20 protein-coding genes are annotated in these 15530 nt (G+C 64.6%); 8 read left to right on the top strand and 12 right to left on the bottom strand.

Annotated elements, in window-relative coordinates:
• Window positions 1-125: 125 nt before the first annotated feature.
• Entirely contained in the window at window positions 126-770 is a 645-nt protein-coding gene (locus ACR9YP_RS20825) for a trimeric intracellular cation channel family protein (protein WP_091894686.1), read from the bottom strand.
• 160 nt (window positions 771-930) lie between these two features.
• Here ACR9YP_RS20825 and ACR9YP_RS20820 point away from each other — a divergent pair, with 160 nt between their 5' ends.
• Window positions 931-1320 carry a hypothetical protein gene (locus ACR9YP_RS20820; protein ID WP_370985666.1) on the top strand — a complete coding sequence of 130 codons (390 nt, stop codon included), beginning with the start codon at window positions 931-933 and terminating at the stop codon, window positions 1318-1320.
• Between the two features lie 190 nt (window positions 1321-1510).
• Here ACR9YP_RS20820 and ACR9YP_RS20815 read toward each other — a convergent pair whose 3' ends face one another.
• The 3 genes from ACR9YP_RS20815 to ACR9YP_RS20805 all read right to left on the bottom strand — a co-directional run bounded on the left by ACR9YP_RS20815 (window position 1511) and on the right by ACR9YP_RS20805 (window position 3081).
• Complete coding sequence (locus ACR9YP_RS20815; RefSeq protein WP_091894690.1) at window positions 1511-2320, bottom strand: isocitrate lyase/PEP mutase family protein; 810 nt, start codon at window positions 2318-2320, stop codon at window positions 1511-1513.
• A 73-nt stretch (window positions 2321-2393) separates the two neighbouring features.
• Complete coding sequence (locus tag ACR9YP_RS20810; protein WP_091894692.1) at window positions 2394-2744, bottom strand: antibiotic biosynthesis monooxygenase family protein; 351 nt, start codon at window positions 2742-2744, stop codon at window positions 2394-2396.
• 28 nt (window positions 2745-2772) lie between these two features.
• Complete coding sequence (locus tag ACR9YP_RS20805; RefSeq protein ID WP_028154914.1) at window positions 2773-3081, bottom strand: NIPSNAP family protein; 309 nt, start codon at window positions 3079-3081, stop codon at window positions 2773-2775.
• A gap of 162 nt (window positions 3082-3243) precedes the next feature.
• On the opposite strand from ACR9YP_RS20805, the gene ACR9YP_RS20800 reads away from it, so the two are divergent.
• From ACR9YP_RS20800 to ACR9YP_RS20790, 3 genes are all read left to right on the top strand, one after another.
• On the top strand, window positions 3244-3942 hold the full coding sequence (locus tag ACR9YP_RS20800) for an ArsR/SmtB family transcription factor (RefSeq protein ID WP_438107556.1): 699 nt from the start codon (window positions 3244-3246) through the stop codon (window positions 3940-3942).
• A gap of 165 nt (window positions 3943-4107) precedes the next feature.
• Window positions 4108-5115 carry an alpha/beta fold hydrolase gene (locus tag ACR9YP_RS20795; protein ID WP_474216955.1) on the top strand — a complete coding sequence of 336 codons (1008 nt, stop codon included), beginning with the start codon at window positions 4108-4110 and terminating at the stop codon, window positions 5113-5115.
• A 251-nt stretch (window positions 5116-5366) separates the two neighbouring features.
• Window positions 5367-5618 (top strand): GCG_CRPN prefix-to-repeats domain-containing protein, encoded by a 252-nt coding sequence (locus ACR9YP_RS20790; protein WP_474216954.1) that lies wholly within the window; start codon window positions 5367-5369, stop codon window positions 5616-5618.
• Window positions 5619-5778: 160 nt separating this feature from the next.
• On the opposite strand, the gene ACR9YP_RS20785 is transcribed toward ACR9YP_RS20790, so the two are convergent.
• Window positions 5779-6063: a twin-arginine translocation signal domain-containing protein gene (locus tag ACR9YP_RS20785; protein WP_474216953.1), complete on the bottom strand. Its 285-nt coding sequence runs from the start codon at window positions 6061-6063 to the stop codon at window positions 5779-5781.
• Window positions 6064-6178: 115 nt separating this feature from the next.
• Window positions 6179-6493, bottom strand: coding sequence for a hypothetical protein (locus tag ACR9YP_RS20780; protein ID WP_474216952.1), 315 nt, complete (start codon window positions 6491-6493; stop codon window positions 6179-6181).
• Window positions 6494-6622: 129 nt separating this feature from the next.
• On the opposite strand from ACR9YP_RS20780, the gene ACR9YP_RS20775 reads away from it, so the two are divergent.
• Window positions 6623-7279 (top strand): glutathione S-transferase family protein, encoded by a 657-nt coding sequence (locus ACR9YP_RS20775; RefSeq protein ID WP_474216951.1) that lies wholly within the window; start codon window positions 6623-6625, stop codon window positions 7277-7279.
• A 154-nt stretch (window positions 7280-7433) separates the two neighbouring features.
• On the opposite strand, the gene ACR9YP_RS20770 is transcribed toward ACR9YP_RS20775, so the two are convergent.
• Together ACR9YP_RS20770 and ACR9YP_RS20765 are read right to left on the bottom strand one after the other, a co-directional pair.
• Entirely contained in the window at window positions 7434-7781 is a 348-nt protein-coding gene (locus tag ACR9YP_RS20770) for a hypothetical protein (protein WP_091894702.1), read from the bottom strand.
• 110 nt (window positions 7782-7891) lie between these two features.
• Window positions 7892-9424: an acyl-CoA carboxylase subunit beta gene (locus tag ACR9YP_RS20765; RefSeq protein ID WP_091894704.1), complete on the bottom strand. Its 1533-nt coding sequence runs from the start codon at window positions 9422-9424 to the stop codon at window positions 7892-7894.
• Window positions 9425-9563: 139 nt separating this feature from the next.
• Between ACR9YP_RS20765 and ACR9YP_RS20760 the strand changes: the two genes are divergently transcribed.
• The 3 genes from ACR9YP_RS20760 to ACR9YP_RS20750 all read left to right on the top strand — a co-directional run bounded on the left by ACR9YP_RS20760 (window position 9564) and on the right by ACR9YP_RS20750 (window position 11796).
• A complete protein-coding gene (locus ACR9YP_RS20760; protein ID WP_474216950.1) occupies window positions 9564-9968 on the top strand; it encodes a DUF4260 domain-containing protein in 405 nt (134 codons plus the stop codon).
• Between the two features lie 162 nt (window positions 9969-10130).
• Window positions 10131-10727, top strand: coding sequence for a hypothetical protein (locus ACR9YP_RS20755; RefSeq protein WP_370985658.1), 597 nt, complete (start codon window positions 10131-10133; stop codon window positions 10725-10727).
• Window positions 10728-10800: 73 nt separating this feature from the next.
• Window positions 10801-11796 carry a dienelactone hydrolase family protein gene (locus ACR9YP_RS20750; protein WP_474216949.1) on the top strand — a complete coding sequence of 332 codons (996 nt, stop codon included), beginning with the start codon at window positions 10801-10803 and terminating at the stop codon, window positions 11794-11796.
• 224 nt (window positions 11797-12020) lie between these two features.
• On the opposite strand, the gene ACR9YP_RS20745 is transcribed toward ACR9YP_RS20750, so the two are convergent.
• From ACR9YP_RS20745 to fliK, 4 genes are all read right to left on the bottom strand, one after another.
• Complete coding sequence (locus ACR9YP_RS20745) at window positions 12021-12677, bottom strand: carboxymuconolactone decarboxylase family protein (RefSeq protein WP_474216948.1); 657 nt, start codon at window positions 12675-12677, stop codon at window positions 12021-12023.
• Window positions 12678-12740: 63 nt separating this feature from the next.
• Window positions 12741-13559 carry a class D beta-lactamase gene (blaOXA, locus tag ACR9YP_RS20740; RefSeq protein WP_474216947.1) on the bottom strand — a complete coding sequence of 273 codons (819 nt, stop codon included), beginning with the start codon at window positions 13557-13559 and terminating at the stop codon, window positions 12741-12743.
• Between the two features lie 74 nt (window positions 13560-13633).
• Window positions 13634-13897: an EscU/YscU/HrcU family type III secretion system export apparatus switch protein gene (locus ACR9YP_RS20735; protein WP_028140989.1), complete on the bottom strand. Its 264-nt coding sequence runs from the start codon at window positions 13895-13897 to the stop codon at window positions 13634-13636.
• Complete coding sequence (gene fliK, locus ACR9YP_RS20730; protein ID WP_474216946.1) at window positions 13894-15516, bottom strand: flagellar hook-length control protein FliK; 1623 nt, start codon at window positions 15514-15516, stop codon at window positions 13894-13896. The genes ACR9YP_RS20735 and fliK overlap by 4 nt, the downstream gene beginning before the upstream one ends.
• Window positions 15517-15530 lie beyond the last annotated feature (14 nt).

Raw genomic sequence — 15530 nt, 5'->3', positions numbered from 1 at the left:
CGCAATGACGACGTGGATGGAGCTGTGCGTATGCCGACCAGCTCGACTCGCCGAGACTCCCTCTCACCCGCCACGCTTCGCGCGTCGGCCTCTCCCCGCAAGCGAGGCGAGGCGAAGATTGCGCGCTATTTCTTTTCGTCTCCCGTGAACACGAATTTCGGCATCTCCCATCGGTAGCGGACCGCGAGCAGACGGAAGCTGAGGCCGAGCACGAAGGTCAAGATCGTCCAGAGCTCGGCATTGAGATTGAGACCGAAGGCGGTGGCGTAGAACAACCCGGTCACGACCGAGACGCTGGCGTAGAGCTCGGATCGGAACAAGAGCGGCACGTCGTTGCAGAGCACGTCGCGCAACACGCCGCCGGCGCAGCCCGTCACCATGCCCGAGACGATCACGATCGGAAGCGAGGCATCCATCTGCCAGCCGACGTTGCAGCCGATCATGGTGAAGACGACGAGGCCGATGGCATCGAGCACGATGAAGGCGAGGTGCAGTCGATGCACCAGCCGCGCGATCAGGATCGTCAGCAGCGCTGCCCCGCCCGGCAGCGCGAGGTAGATCGGGTTGGCGACCCACACCAGCGGATAGTGACCGAGAAACAGGTCGCGCAGCGTGCCGCCGCCAAGCGCGGTCACGCAGGCGAGAAGACAAACGCCGACATAGTCCATGCTGCGCCGACCGGCGGCCAGTGCGGCCGTCATGCCCTCCGCCGTCAAGGCGACGAACGCCAGAAGATGCAGCACGCTATCGGTCGGCGGCAGGCTCCACATGGATTTGTTCCCCGGTCCACCATGGAACTTAGTCCACGGTTCTCTGAACAGGTTCCTGATTCCCGAGGCGGGAGCAACATGCGACGAAAGCATAAAGCGCCGGGAACAGAATCTCGCATCCACGGGTTGTCCCGCGGCAATAACCCGAGGAGACCTATCGATGGCTGACGACCGTTTTCCCAACGATCCGTACCGCCCGAACCTCGCCGACGATGAGTATCTTCGCGCGGCGCGCCGGGACGCCGACCTTCAGGCCGATCCCGAGCTTGGCGAAGGCCCCGCCTCCAGCGGCAAAGTTGCGCTGTTCGCCGTTGCGATTGCGCTGGTGCTGGGTGCCGTGTTCTACGGTCTGAACAATACCAGCACGACCAACCAGGCCAGCAACACACCGGCCTCGCAGACCGCGCAGACGCAGCCGACCAATCCGGCCTCGCCTCCCGGTATGCGCGACGTAACGCCGCGCAACAACACCGGGCCGGGCGTGACCACGGGTGCGGCACCAAGCAAGCCGGCCCCGGATACGCAGACGCCGTCTGATGGCGCGAAGTAGAGTAACACGATAGCTGCCGTCGCCCAGCTCGACCGGGCGACCCAGTACTCCGAGACAGTCGTGGCTGAATCGAGAAGCCGCGGCGTAATGGATACCCTGCCCCCGTGCGCAATTGCGTACCAGGCGGGCATGACACCAAGAGGATGCGAGAGCGGCGGGACCTGAGATGCCGCCGCTTTTCGTTAATGGGTCAGCTGAACATCTTGTTGAGCTCGCCGCCGGAATAGCCGTTGCCGAGCTCGGTGAAGGTTCCCTGCTCCGCCATTTCCTTCGCCGCGCGCATGAAACCGCCCCAGGCGGCGCGGGCGAGCGAGCCGCCGACGCTGATGCGGCGCACGCCGAGATCGGCAGCCTCCTGCAACGACAAGCCGGCGCCGCCGATCAGGAGATTGAACGGTTTTGGATGCACCGCCTTAACCACCGCCGCAATGTCCTCGCGGCTCTTCAGGCCCGGCGCATAGAGGCAGTCGGCGCCGGCGTCCGCATAAGCGGTGAGCCGGTCGATGACCAGCTTGAGGTCGGTCACGCCCCACAAATACGCCTCGCAGCGGCCGACCAGCAGCGTGCCGCTGTCGCCGATCGCCTTGCGCGAGGCCTTGATCCGCTCGACCGCGAGCGCGCGGTCGTAGAGCGGCTTGGCCTTGTCGCCGGTGGAATCCTCGATCGACAGGCCGGCAACGCCGGTGCGCACGCAGCGCTCGACATTGTCGGCGACCTTGTCCGGCTCCACGGCAAAGCCGCCCTCGAAATCCGCGTTGACGGGGATATCGACGGCGGAGCTCAATGCTGCCAGATGCTGACAGACGTCCTCGACGCTGACGTGGTTGTCGGCCTTGCCGATGGTCCAGGCAAAGCCCGCGCTCGATGACGCAATCGCCTTGAAGCCGAGATGCTGCAATGCTTTGGCGCTGCCGACATCGACCGGATTGGGCAGGATGAAGCAGCCGCTCTCGTGCATCTTCTTGAAGGTTGCGCGCTTGTCAGCGGTTGTCACGTGCATGTTTCTCTCCCTTATTGGCCGCGAAGACATAGGCGCGCATTCAGGGCAGCGCTAGTAGCGCGCCCGAGCAGCGCTAGTGCGCGTCGTGCACCGCGCGGCTGTCCTTCGGCGCCTGCTCCCGATCGTTCATGCCGTAGTCACGGATGACGCTGGCGATGCGCAAATGATAGTCGGCGAATATCTTCGCCCTGCCCTTGGCCTGGGTGCGGCGATGCTCCATCGTGTTGCGCCAGGCCTCGACGGCCGCCTCGTCCCGCCAGAACGATACCGACAGGATCTTGCCCTTCTCGGTGAGGCTCTCGAAACGCTCGACCGAGATGAAACCGTCGATGGTTTGCAGGATCGGCTTCAGGTCGGCAGCGAGGTCGAAATAGTCCTGACGGTGTTCCGGCTTCGGCCAGACTTCGAAGATCACGGCGATCATGGGCGTCTCCTGCTAACGATGTTGTGGCCTACAATACCACTTTGCGTAGGAAGGTGCGCTCCTCCGCGAGGATGAACTTGTTCTCCTCGGCGAAATGGAAGTTCGCCATGCCTTCGGCGTCCTGCCGCAGCCGCGCACGATAGGCTTCATAGGCGGCCAGGCTCTCGAAGGTGATCAGCGCGAAGGCGATGTTGTTGGTGCCCTCATGCGGCATGAAATAGCCGATCAGATCGCCGCCGCATTTCGGGATGATGGTGAGCCAGCGTTTCGAGTATTCCTCGAACTGCGCGCGCTTGAACGGATCGAGCTGGTAGCGGATGAAGACGGTGACGGACATGATTGGGCTCCTCTGTTTCCACATCGTCATTGCGAGCGCAGCGAAGCAATCCAGGAATCCCTCCGCGGAAACATCTCTGGATTGCTTCGCTGCGCTCGCAATGACGATGCCGTGAGAGACTACGCCCTTGCCCGACGGCGATGCTTCGGCTACCATCGAAGCATGAAATCAGGTCCTGACATCGCCATGGTCGCTTCGCTGGTCGGCGATCCCGCTCGCGCCAACATGCTGACCGCGCTGATGAACGGCCGCGCGCTGACCGCGAGCGAATTGGCGCAGGAGGCCGGCATCACGCCGCAGACCGCGAGCTCGCACCTGTCGAAGCTCGAGGCCGGCGGCCTCGTCGAGCCGGAGAAGCAGGGCCGCCACCGCTACTACCGCCTCACCGACGACGACGTCGCCGGCGTGCTCGAGGGCCTCGCGGGGCTTGCCGCGCGGACCGGCCACATGCGCGTGCGCACCGGACCGAAGGATCCGGCGTTGCGGCGTGCGCGGATCTGCTATGATCATCTCGCCGGTGATCTCGGCGTGCAGATGCTCGACACCATGCGCGCGCGACATCTGGTCAGGCAGAGGAAGCAGGAGATCGAGCTGACGGCCGAGGGCGAGCGCTTCCTCGCCAAGCATTTGCAGATCTCGCCCGACATGCTCACCCATCCGCGCCGCCCGGTGTGCAAGGCCTGTCTCGACTGGAGCGAGCGGCGGCATCATCTCGCCGGCACGCTGGGGGCCGCCATGATGCAGCGCTTCACCGAACTCAAATGGGCCGCACGCGACGCCACGCCCGGCAGCCGCGTCGTGAATTTCACCCGCACCGGCGAGAAGCAGTTCGCCGCGCTGTTCGGGAATGGGAAGGACTGATCACGCAAGCTGCGTGACGGCACACATTCCCGTGTGAACTCCCCTCTCGTCATGGCCGGGCTTGACCCGGCAAGCCACGTCTTTATTGCGGCTGGCACGTGGATGCCCGGGACAAGGTCGCGAAGACGCGCTTCGCGCTTTTGCCCGGGCACACCGGAGACCTCAATGAACCGCATCTTCTCGGCCGCACTCGCTGCCGCCCTCTTCAGCATCCCGCTTGCATCCCGCGCCGCCGACACCGCGCCGCGCGAGCCCTATGGCATCGCGCTCGAAGGCTTTGCCTATCCCTATCCCGTGCACCTCTTGCCACTCGTCAATGACGGCGAGCAGCTCAGCATGGCCTATATGGACGTGGCGCCCGCACAGCCGAACGGCCGCACCGTGGTGCTGCTGCACGGGCGCAATTTCCCGTCGAGCTACTGGGCCCCCGTGATCACGATGCTGAGCGAGGCCGGCTTTCGCGTCGTGGTGCCGGACCAGATCGGCTTCGGCAAATCCTCCAAGCCGGCCGGCGAGCTTCACTTCGACACGCTGGCGCGCAACACGATTGCGCTGCTCGATCACCTCAAGATCGACAAGGCCGACATCGTCGCCCACTCCCTCGGCGGCATGCTCGGTGTACGCATCGCCCGCGCCTATCCGGACCGTATCGCCCATCTGGTGCTGACCGCGCCGATCGGGCTCGAGGACTATCGCCTCTACGTGCCGCCGACGCCAACCGAGAAGATGATCGAGACCGAGGACAAGCTCACGGCGGACGGCTATCGCAAGCAACTCCAGACCAATTATGCGATCAAGCTGCCGCCGGAGGCGATCACGCCGTTCATCGATGCCCGTTTCAACATCAAGGGCAGCCCCGATTATCCGCGCTGGCTGCGCGCCTTCGTCAGCTCCGGCCAGATGATCTATCGCGAGCCGGTCGCGCAAGAGATCCCGCTCATCACGCTGCCCACGCTGTTCGTGATGGGTGCCGACGATCACAACGCACCGGGACGGCCGAACGCGCCGGAGGCGCTGCGCGCCAAGATGGGACAGAACGCCAAGCTCGCCAAAGCGTTCGCCGCGCAGATGCCGAATGCGCGGGCCGAGGTGATCCCGGACACCGGTCACCTCGTCTTCCTGGAGGCGCCGGAGAAGTATCGGGAGCTGGTGCTGGGCTTTCTTGGCCGCTAGAGCGTTTTCGAGCGAAGTGGACACCGGCTCGCGTAAAGAAAACGCGTCAAACAAAGCATCTAGCGCCATCGTTGTCGCCTGAAGCCGTATGCGGAGGAACGTTCATGCCGCATTCAGGTCATGATTGGCAGGTTTGGATCGCGACGTGTCGGCACGCATAGGTTTAGCGTGTCGAATGGTGTCTTTTGATTCATTGTGCGCCGCAAGCGCCATCCCCCTAAGCCTGCCCCAAGGACCAGAAGGAAGATCAAATGAAATATCTGTTTGCCGCCGTCATGCTCGCCAGCGCAGTCGTCGGTTTCAGCGAGGTGGCCAGCGCCGCCGGCGGCTGTGGCCCGGGCTGGTATCGCGGCCCCTATGGCGGCTGCCGTCCGATGCGCGGCCCGGTCGTCGTGCGTCCCGGCCCCGTCGTGGTCGCCCCGGCGCCGGTCGTCGTGGTGCCCCGCGCGCGCGTGTGCCCCTACGGCTTCCGCTGGTACGCCGGCCGCTGCCGTCCGTTCTGATCCTTTCGCCTTGCAAAATGGCCGCGCGGGACAACCTGCGCGGCCATTTTCGTTTGGGCGCCGCTGCCGACTTTCGTCCGCCGTGGAATCGGAGCGGCTCCAGAATCGAAACGGGGACCGCCAGCGGCGATCCCCGTCCAATTCGCGAATTGTCGCGAGCTTACCAGTAATGACGGCGATGCCAGCGCCGGCGACGCCAACCCCAGTGTCGGCGGCGCCAGCCCCAATGCCGGCCGCGCCCATGCCAATGCACCTGCTCAGGCTTCGCCTGCGCGGCTTCCTCGCTGGTGGTGACTGCGGGATGAGCATCGGAACTGCCCTGCGGCATGCGGGTGGGATCAGCGACCGGCTGCGGTGACAGCGGCGCGGCCTGCGCGGTCGCAGCGAAGGCGGCGGCTCCCGCCGTCACCCCCAATGCAAGTTTCAAAAAGTTCCGGCGCTCCATGGCTTCTTCCTCTTGGATCATCGTGCCTGTGATGCAGGAGAAGTGTCGTGGTCACGACATGAACCAAAGCTGAATCAGGTGTTCAGATTAATTGGAGAATTCGTAGCCCCGAGCGCTACGTCGCGAACTCCTGCGCCAGCACCAGCGTCTCGCGCGTGCGCGTCACATCGGGCCAGTCGCGGTTGAAGTCGGCCGTCAGGCGCTTGAGCGCATCTCCCTTCAGCATCGCGGCGAGCCTCGCCTCGTCATCGAACTGATACATAGCCTGGTGCAGCGAGGGATCGTCCAGGCTCCAGAACCGCCAGGCCTTGCCTACGCCGAACGCCTTCACCGCGTCGGCCAGATGTTCCGTCTCGTACCATCTGTCGAAGGCGGCGCGCTTGCTCGCGTCGGCGACGGTGGCGCGGACGACGAAGAAGGCTGATGGCATCGGGTTTCCTCCCATTGTTTGGGGCAAGACTAGCCGCTTCATCGGCCGGCGACAAAAACAGTTGGCAGCGGTGTCGGAACGTGCGCCCTCCGCGCGTCCTTGATCTGAACCAGGACACGGAGACACCAAATGGCCGATCTCACGCTGACTACCTTCGATTGGGTTCCCGAGATGCCGAGAGGTTTCGTGCGCGACCTCCGTGTGCGCTGGGCGCTCGAAGAAGCCGCCTTGCCCTATCGCGTCGCGAGCGTGCCATTCGACGACCGCGGCCCCACGCATCTCGCGCACCAGCCCTTCGGCCAGGTGCCGTGGCTGACCGACGGCGACCTCTCGATCTTCGAGAGCGGCGCGATCCTGCTGCATCTCGGCGAACGCAGCGACAAGTTGATGCCGTCAGATCCGCGCGGCCGCGTCGAGGCGACGAAATGGGTGTTCGCCGCGCTCAATTCGGTGGAGATGGCGAGCCTGCCCTGGGCGATGCTGAAGTTCATGGGCAATGCGGACGACACGCCGGCATGGAAATTCCTGGACGGGTTCCTTGAGGTTCGCCTCAAGCATCTCGAACTGGTGCTGGCCCGCCGCGAATGGCTGGCGGGGTCCTTCTCCGTCGCCGACATCCTGATGTCGGACGTGCTGCGCCCCGTCGACCGCTTCGAGGGACTGGCGAACCACCCGGCCTGCCGTGCTTACCTCGCCCGGGCCACGGCCCGCCCAGCCTTTGCGAAGGCCCGTGCGGACCAGGTGGCGCATTTTGCTTCGGCGGATAAGGCGCGCGGGATCTCGTAGGGTGGGTTAGCCTTGCGGCTGCGCGAAGCGCAGTCCGCTGGGCGTAACCCACCAATTCTGTCGCCGCGGAGAGAAAAGAGGTGGGTTACGCCGCGCAGATGCGCTTTGCGCATCTGCAGGGCTAACCCACCCTACGCACCGTAGACGCGGCGCGTCACACCAGCTTCAGCGGTGCGTCGGCAACGACGCGAAGATCGATGCTTCCGATCAAGGCCGAACGACGCGCCTCCGCGGCACTGATGGCCTCATCCGTCTGCCGCAACGTGCTGATGTTCGAGCCGAGCGACACGATCCCGCCCAGCACCAGCGCGATCGACCCGAGTGCAGCGGTCTGACCTGTCCCGAACAGGCCGAGGATAGTGATCAAGAGCAGCGCCGCACCGCCGCCGATCGCGATCTTGGAGGCCAGGATGTACTTCCGGCAGCGCTCGGCGATCTCGGCGAGCGCTTCGATCCGTGCCTCAATATCGGAAATCTCGTCGGTCGGATCGTCTTCGGTCATTGGATCAAGGATACCAAATCAGAAGAAACCAGCAGCCCACATGAGCGAAGCGACATGCGGGGCTTAAGCAAAGACCGGATGTCGCTACGCTCATCCGGGCGACATCTTTCTCATAACGGCAAATTGTCGTGCTTCTTCGCCGGCATTTCCGTCTTCTTGTCCTTCAGCATCGCCAGCGCCCGGGCGATCCGCTTCCTTGTCGAGTGCGGCATGATGACGTCGTCGATATAGCCGCGCTCGGCGGCGATGAAGGGGGACAGGAAGCGGTCTTCGTATTCCTTCGTTCGCGCCGCGATCTTGTCGGGGTCACCAATGTCGGAGCGGAAGATGATCTCGACCGCGCCCTTGGCGCCCATCACCGCGATCTGGGCGGTCGGCCAGGCGTAGTTCATGTCGGCGCCGATCTCCTTGGAGGCCATGACGTCGAAGGCGCCGCCATAGGCCTTACGGGTGATGATGGTCACCAGCGGCACGGTGCATTGCGAGTACGCGAACAAGAGCTTTGCGCCATGCTTGATCAGGCCGCCATATTCTTGGCTCGTGCCCGGCAGGAAGCCCGGCACGTCGACGAAGGTGACGATCGGGATGTTGAAGGCATCACAAAAACGAACGAAGCGCGCCGCTTTCCGTGAAGCATCGCTGTCGAGCACGCCAGCCAGCACCATCGGCTGGTTGGCGACGAAGCCGACGGTACGGCCGGCGATGCGGCCAAAGCCCGTGACGATGTTCTTGGCGAAGGCTTCCGCGATCTCGAAGAAATCGCCCTCGTCCACGACCTTCAGGATCAATTCCTTCATGTCGTAGGGCTTGTTCGGATTGTCGGGGACCAGCGTGTCCAACGACATGTCGACCCGGCCGATGTCGTCGAAGCTCGGCCATTCCGGCACGCCGTCGGTGTTGTTGGACGGCAGGAAGTCGATCAGACGGCGCATCTGCAGCAGCGTCTCGACGTCGTTCTCGAAGGCGCCATCGGCGATCGAGGAGCGCGTGGCGTGCACCGAGGCGCCGCCGAGCTCTTCGGCGGTGACGACCTCGTTGGTGACGGTCTTCACCACATCGGGGCCGGTGACGAACATGTAGCTGGTGTTCTTCACCATGAAGATGAAGTCGGTCATCGCAGGCGAATAGACGTCGCCGCCGGCGCAGGGGCCCATGATGACTGATATTTGCGGGATCACGCCCGAGGCGAGCACGTTGCGGCGGAACACGTAGGAATAGCCGGCGAGCGCGGCGACGCCCTCCTGGATGCGGGCGCCACCGGCATCATAGAGACCGATGATGGGCGCCCGCGCCTTCATCGCCATGTCCTGGAGCTTTGTGATTTTCAGCGCGTGCGTTTCCGAGAGAGAACCGCCGAACACCGTAAAATCCTTGGCGAAGACGAACGTCTTGCGGCCGTTGACGGTGCCCCAGCCGGTGACGACGCCATCGCCCGGCACCTTGGTCTTCTCCATGCCGAACTCGGTGGAGCGATGCTCGACGAACATGTCGAATTCCTCGAACGATCCCTTGTCGAGCAAGAGCTCGATGCGCTCGCGCGCAGTCAGCTTGCCGCGGGCATGCTGCGCCTCAATGCGCTTTACCCCGCCGCCGAGCTTGGCACCGGCACGACGATCTTCAAGGGCGTCCAGGATGTGTTTCATTTGCTCCCGCCAGTTCTTAAGTGATGCGGGGTTCTAACACGGCATTTTGCGGGCCGGAAAGCGCCTTTCGGCGCCGCAGGGCTGCCCTGCCGCAGCGTGAAAGCGCAAGGAATTACAAAGTTTTGCCTGGGAGGCGAGCATGGACGAAGGAACGGCCGAGACTGGTGCGGCGACGGGCGGTGTCAACATCCTGCTGCGGCTGGAGGGCCTCACCCTGTTCGCTGGCATGGTGATGCTCTACCGGGCGTGGGACGGCTCCTGGCTAGTGTTTGCCCTGCTCTTCCTCGTCCCCGACCTGAGCTTCCTGGCATACCTCTCCGACGCCAAATTCGGCGCACTGGTCTACAATGCCGCCCACAGCTACATGGCGCCGGTGTCGCTGCTGACACTTGGCTTCGGCCTCGCCTCGCCTTTGACCCTGTCCATCGCCTTGATCTGGCTCGCCCATATCGGCATCGACCGGGCGCTCGGCTATGGCCTGAAATATTCCGCGGGGTTCGGCTTCACCCATCTGGGGCGGATCGGCCGGCAGAAGGACGCCTGACCCGCGCGCGGCCTGCAAATTTGGTGGTCCGGCCCAGTTGACCAGGCCAGCCGATTCAGGCTTGCTTCAAGCTCACGATCAGGCGCCGAATGTTGCGTGAGCCCAGTCGGTACGGCGGCGGTCATTACGCCTCGGCTCGAGCATCACGCAAGCATCACTGAGATGTCCGCGACGGTCGTCCCCCTGCCGCCGAACTCATCGTCGGAAATCATCGACTTCCTGCGGCGCATGGCCAGCATGGTGTCGGGACGGAACGGCGAGATGCTGCTGCGCGCAGCAAGCCTGATCGTATCGCTGGCACAGCGGGCGATGTCGGCCGAGCGGCTCTATCACGAACAGCAGGTCGAGAGCACGCGCAACACCGAGCTGCGCGAGGCCGCCGAGCTTGCTCGCGATGCCATGGTGAGCCAGATCGCAGCGCTGCGGACGCAGCTTGCCGAGGTCACCGCAGCGACCGCGGCCGAGCGAGCCGCATTCGATGCCGAGCGCGGCAAGCTGCTTGGCCTGATGCAGCATGCCGAGAGTCATATCGGCAAGCTCAGCACGGAGCTCGACACGCTGCGCGCCTCTGTCGACAGTTTCAACGAGACCGTGGTCTCCGTGCCGATCGAGGTGCTGCGGCTGGCGCGGACGCAGTTCGATTATCTCTCGAACGGCTTTGCTAGACGCGGCGACGTGATCTCGCAGGCGATGAGCGAGATCGGCGGCTTTGCGATCGACCAGGCGCTGACGGCGAAGAAAACCGCCGATCCCGCCTGAGAGCTGCCGCACGCCAAATTGACAGCGCGCGAGCCTGTTGTTCTACTCGATCAAAATCACAAGGGGGGAACCGATGCCGACGGCATTCCGCGTCGCTATGGCGCTTTGCATTTCAACTCTGTTCGTCGGCATTGGCGCCAACGCACAATCCCTCCCCAAGGAAATCGCCACGCGCGCCGAGATCTATCCGATCTCCTCGCTCACCCTCTCCGACCAACAATTCCTCAGCGGCGATGCGGCGGCCGGCAAGCCGGTGACGGTCGCGGGTGAATTCCGCGTGGCCCAGGGCGCCGGCAAGCTTCCCGTGGTGGTGCTGATGCACGGCTCCAGCGGCGTCGGCGCCACCACGGAAGCCTGGGTGCACACCTTCAATGCCATGGGCATCTCCACCTTCGTGATCGACGGTTTTACGGGGCGCGGCCTCACGGTGGTCGGGCCGAACCAGGCCTTGCTCGGTCGGCTCAACCTGATCATCGATATCTACCGCTCGCTGGAGATCCTGGCAAAGCATCCCCGCGTCGATCCTGATCGCATCGTGCTGATGGGCTTTTCACGCGGCGGACAGGCGACGCTCTATGCGAGCCTCGAGCGCTTCCACAAGCTCTGGAACAAGTCAGGTATCCAGTTCGCGGCTTACATCCCGTTCTATCCGGACTGTTCGACGACGTATCAGAGCGATGCCGAGGTCGCCGCGCGCCCGATCCGCATCTTCCACGGCGCACCCGACGACTACAATCCCGTGAAGAGCTGCAAGGCCTTTGTCGAACGGCTCAAAGCGGCCGGGCGCGACGTGTCGCTGACCGAATATCCCGATAGCGCGCACGGATTTGACAGCGGCCTGCTCGGCCTCAACACCGTCGCCGTGTCCGCGAACGCGCAAACCGTGCGCAACTGCCGCATCAAGGAAGGTGACGGCGGCGTGCTGATGAACGGCGATACCAACGCGCCCTTCTCCTACAAGGACGCCTGTGTCGAGCTCAACCCGCATGTCGGCGGCAATCCGAAGACAGCCGCTGAAGCGCGCAAGGCCGTGGAGGAGTTTTTGCAGGTGCTGTTGAAGCTGGGTTGAGACTGTTTGCTCCGCCCCAGCTCTCGTAGGGTGGGCAAAGCGGAGCGTGCCCACCAATCACAGATCATGACACGGAGAGAAGGTGGGCACGGCGCTGCCCACCCTACGCCCCCGTCATTGCGAGCGCAGCGAAGCAATCCAGAATCTTCCCGCTGAGGGACTCTGGATTGCTTCGCTACGCTCGCAATGACGCGTGGAGAGAGCTGCGCTCGCAATAACGAGCCCTACGGCTCACCCGGCCTAAACGGTTCCTGCTTGTCCGGCGGCACGGTCTCCTCCGCCATGGCAAGCAGCATCGCCACCATCACGTAATTGCCGGCGACTGCTGTCAGATCGACGATCTGCTGGTCGTTGAACACCTTCTTCGCGCGCGCGTAAGTCTCGTCGGTGACATTCTTGATGGTGGTGAGCTCGGTGACGAAATCGTAGACCACCGCCTCGTCATCGGCCATCTTCGAGGGTCGCTTGTTGGCCTTCAGCTCTGCGATGATGTCGGCCGACAGGCCCGCCTTCGCCGCCAGCGGCGCGTGTGCGTACCATTCCACCTGCGAGCGCCACTGCCGCGCGATGATCAGGATAGCGAACTCGTTGAGCTTGACCGGGACCGAGGTCTCCCAGCGCAGATAGTGGAACAGGTCGAACAGGCGCTGGCCGAGCACGGGACTGCGGATCATCGGATTGTAGGGCCCGCCGATGCCGACGCTCGACACTTTCATGATCTGTTCGCCGAGCGGCTTCTGCCTGGCGTCCAGCTGATCCATGGTGAGCTGCGGAAAGCGTGGCTCCTTGCTGGTGGCGGGGCCGGCGAACATCGTGGCGCCGAGCCAGCCGGCAGCTGCCGCAAGCGTGAGCGACGACAGCCAGAGCGGCGTTGAGTTCATTGTTATCCTCCCGGTTTTTCTTTGGCGGGAGGATGCTAGTTGAGCGGCGCCAGCGCGGTAGCGCTAGATCGCGCCAATCTCGGCAAGGCAGGCTTGCGTCAGCGGCATGCGCTCGCTGATGAGACGCGGCTCGCGGCAGTCCATGTTGAGCGCGAACACGGTGTGGGCCCCGCCCTTCTCGGCCCAGCCGACCATCCAGCCGAGCGAGGGCTCGCCGCGTTCGGCGCCCAAGAGGCCCGACTTGGCGCGGATGACGCTATCGCCGACCTTGGTCACCGGCAGGATGTCGCAGACGAGATCCTGGCTCCGCTTGCTGATGGGCAAAGCACGGCGGCGCAGCCGGTCGACGAAGTCGACCTGCTCGACCGGATCGATGCGCAAATTCCCGGTGAGCCAGAATTGGTCGATGCCGCCGCCGATGTCACGGTTGCCGTAGTCGAACTCATCGACATATTTCTGCATGCGCTCCTGGCCGATGCGGCGCGCGATCTCCTGATAGACCGGCACCGCGCTGGCCGCGATCGCACTGCGTAGTGTGTGATCCTTGTTCCAAGCCTCGATCGGCCGCTTCACGCCGTCCCAGGGAAATACGTCCTTGTCGGGGTCAGCGACCACGCCGGTCTCGAGCGCAATCAACGAGTTTGGAATCTTGAAGGTCGAGGCCGGCAGCTTCCCCTCGCCCGAGCGCTCCTTGTCGCTGGCGACGATCAGATAGTCCTCGACCTTGTAGCCGACGAAGGTGCCTGATGTGCCAAGATCGGTGAAGCGTTTGGCCAAGCTGTCGCGGATTTCGTTGCGCGGCGGGGCGACATGAGCGAGCGCGCGTGACGGCAGGGTGGCGGCTGCGGCAAGCAGGCCGAGGGTGGAACGACGGGTCAGCAAGATTGGTATCCGAGGATGATGAGAGTGGCCGCGACAATGCCGCCAATATCTGGTGAAACGATGACAGGTAGTGTTTACCGCCCCCGGCCGGACAGCCGCAGCACGAACACCAGCACTTCGGCGACGGCCTTGTAGAGGTCCGGCGGGATCTCCTCGCCGAGCTCGACCTTGGAGAGCGCGCCGGCCAGGACTTCGTTCTCCTCGATCGGGATGTCATGGGCCTTGGCGATCTCGACGATCTTTTCACCGATCGTGCCCTTGCCCTTGGCGACGACAACCGGGGCGTTGGTGCCCTTCTCGTAATGCAGGGCAATCGCGAGCTTGGATGGGTCGCTCATGTGGCGCGATCCAGGAAATGGCCGGCGCGAGCCTGTGTGGCCCGCGGCGGGGTGCCGTCGCGCACCACGATATCACTGGGCTTGAGCTCAGCTCTGGACAATGCCTGGCTGAGCTCACCGACGCCGGCGCGGAGCTGCTGCGCCGTCGCGGGCCGCTCCGCCCACATCCGCACGAGGGTCTTGTCGCCGCTCAGCGTGATCAGCGCATGCACCGGGCCGGCCGGCTCCACATTGAGCGAAAAGCGCGCGCGCCAGGCACGCGTGGCGGGATCGGCGGATTCATTGCCGCCGTCGCGCGAGATCTCGAACTGCGCCATCGCGGTGCCCTGCGGGGTTGCGAAGGGAATCTCGAAATTCCACTGCGGCACGGCCGGGTCGATGCGGTGGCCGCTGGCATCAGTGCGATCGGGAAGCGAGGCGACCTGGAGCAATGTCTGCCGCGCGATCGCGGCATCGGTGTCGTCGAGCAGGCGGTGCACGGTGGCGGCCAGCGGCGTATCGGGCGCGAGCGATGGCGATGCGATGGATTGGGGCGCCGGCAATGCGCCACGGAATGGCGGCGGCGTGGTCGCGTGGGTGGCCGCCTCGAAGATGTGGCCATCCGGCACGGCCTTGTTGGAGCCGGGCACGTTGCCGATCAGGCGCGGCAGGTTTTGCGTCATCTCCTGCAAGAGGCTGGCGGCAAGGCCGGCGGTCATGTTCCGCGGCATCGCCATTTGTGGCGCGTCGCCAGCCATGTCGGCGAGCACCGCGGCCGAGAAATTGGCATTGCGCGGCTGTTGCGCCGGTTGGGCGATGTCGGGGGCCATTGACGACAATGCGGCCTGCGCGGCCTCGGCTGCTGGCCGAGCCGACGCAGCGGCTAGCTGCGGCGCGCCCGCGACGCTGGCAGGCATGGCGGCGCCTTGCGTCTGGGGCGCGGTGGTTTCGAGCGTGGCCAGCGTCTGGCGCAGCACGAGCAGCGCCGCCTTCAGATCGGGCATTGCGCCGGACGACGGCATCGCGCCGACAGCCAGCGAGGCCTCGAGGAACAAGCCGGACTTTTGGAAGGCAGTCTCGATATCGCCACCATCGAGCCGGGCGTTGAGCGGCGTCTGCTGCGCCAGCACGTCCAGCACGGCCTGCTTCAGTCCCGCTGGCAAATCGCTGCCGGTGACGACCGCGGCGAGATTGGCGAACAGCGGCGCCTGGCTGCCTTGCCTAGTCACGGCCTCGGCGGACGCCACGGTGACGGCGACTTGCTCCAGCGGAGTCAGCGTATTGCGCGCCGCGCTCGCGGACGGCGCGAGCGGCGGGCTCTCCACCAGCGAGGCCGCAGCCGGCGTCAGCGTAATCTGATCGGACGCCGCCCCGCCTGCCCCGCCGACGACCGCGAGCTGGATGGTGCCGTCGTTCTGCGACACCGTGAGCTGGAGATTTTGCCCGGGCGACAGCGCCACTTCCGACATCACGTCCATCGAGAGATTCGCGATCGCGATCCGCACCATATTGTCGGCGAGCATGCTGACGACTCGTGCGTCCACGACGCTGCCGGCCTGCAACACGAGATCGGGCGTCGCCGCATCAGCCGCGGGGCTGGCAGCACTGACCGGAAGGATCGAGCTTATCGGCGTCGGCATCTCGGAGGGCCCAG

The sequence above is a fragment of the Bradyrhizobium sp. BR14999 genome (assembly GCF_056106085.1).
The sequence above is the reverse complement of the archived record's forward strand: the minus strand, read 5'-3'. Positions and strand labels throughout refer to the sequence as shown.

Bases quoted from the DNA above. Each gene is read 5' to 3' on its own strand.
- ACR9YP_RS20825 (WP_091894686.1), bottom strand. From the start codon at position 770: ATGTGGAGCCTGCCGCCGACCGATAGCGTGCTGCATCTTCTGGCGTTC.
- ACR9YP_RS20820 (WP_370985666.1), top strand. From the start codon at position 931: ATGGCTGACGACCGTTTTCCCAACGATCCGTACCGCCCGAACCTCGCC.
- ACR9YP_RS20815 (WP_091894690.1), bottom strand. From the start codon at position 2,320: ATGCACGTGACAACCGCTGACAAGCGCGCAACCTTCAAGAAGATGCAC.
- ACR9YP_RS20810 (WP_091894692.1), bottom strand. From the start codon at position 2,744: ATGATCGCCGTGATCTTCGAAGTCTGGCCGAAGCCGGAACACCGTCAG.
- ACR9YP_RS20805 (WP_028154914.1), bottom strand. From the start codon at position 3,081: ATGTCCGTCACCGTCTTCATCCGCTACCAGCTCGATCCGTTCAAGCGC.
- ACR9YP_RS20800 (WP_438107556.1), top strand. From the start codon at position 3,244: ATGAAATCAGGTCCTGACATCGCCATGGTCGCTTCGCTGGTCGGCGAT.
- ACR9YP_RS20795 (WP_474216955.1), top strand. From the start codon at position 4,108: ATGAACCGCATCTTCTCGGCCGCACTCGCTGCCGCCCTCTTCAGCATC.
- ACR9YP_RS20790 (WP_474216954.1), top strand. From the start codon at position 5,367: ATGAAATATCTGTTTGCCGCCGTCATGCTCGCCAGCGCAGTCGTCGGT.
- ACR9YP_RS20785 (WP_474216953.1), bottom strand. From the start codon at position 6,063: ATGGAGCGCCGGAACTTTTTGAAACTTGCATTGGGGGTGACGGCGGGA.
- ACR9YP_RS20780 (WP_474216952.1), bottom strand. From the start codon at position 6,493: ATGCCATCAGCCTTCTTCGTCGTCCGCGCCACCGTCGCCGACGCGAGC.
- ACR9YP_RS20775 (WP_474216951.1), top strand. From the start codon at position 6,623: ATGGCCGATCTCACGCTGACTACCTTCGATTGGGTTCCCGAGATGCCG.
- ACR9YP_RS20770 (WP_091894702.1), bottom strand. From the start codon at position 7,781: ATGACCGAAGACGATCCGACCGACGAGATTTCCGATATTGAGGCACGG.
- ACR9YP_RS20765 (WP_091894704.1), bottom strand. From the start codon at position 9,424: ATGAAACACATCCTGGACGCCCTTGAAGATCGTCGTGCCGGTGCCAAG.
- ACR9YP_RS20760 (WP_474216950.1), top strand. From the start codon at position 9,564: ATGGACGAAGGAACGGCCGAGACTGGTGCGGCGACGGGCGGTGTCAAC.
- ACR9YP_RS20755 (WP_370985658.1), top strand. From the start codon at position 10,131: ATGTCCGCGACGGTCGTCCCCCTGCCGCCGAACTCATCGTCGGAAATC.
- ACR9YP_RS20750 (WP_474216949.1), top strand. From the start codon at position 10,801: ATGCCGACGGCATTCCGCGTCGCTATGGCGCTTTGCATTTCAACTCTG.
- ACR9YP_RS20745 (WP_474216948.1), bottom strand. From the start codon at position 12,677: ATGAACTCAACGCCGCTCTGGCTGTCGTCGCTCACGCTTGCGGCAGCT.
- ACR9YP_RS20735 (WP_028140989.1), bottom strand. From the start codon at position 13,897: ATGAGCGACCCATCCAAGCTCGCGATTGCCCTGCATTACGAGAAGGGC.
- fliK (WP_474216946.1), bottom strand. From the start codon at position 15,516: ATGCCGACGCCGATAAGCTCGATCCTTCCGGTCAGTGCTGCCAGCCCC.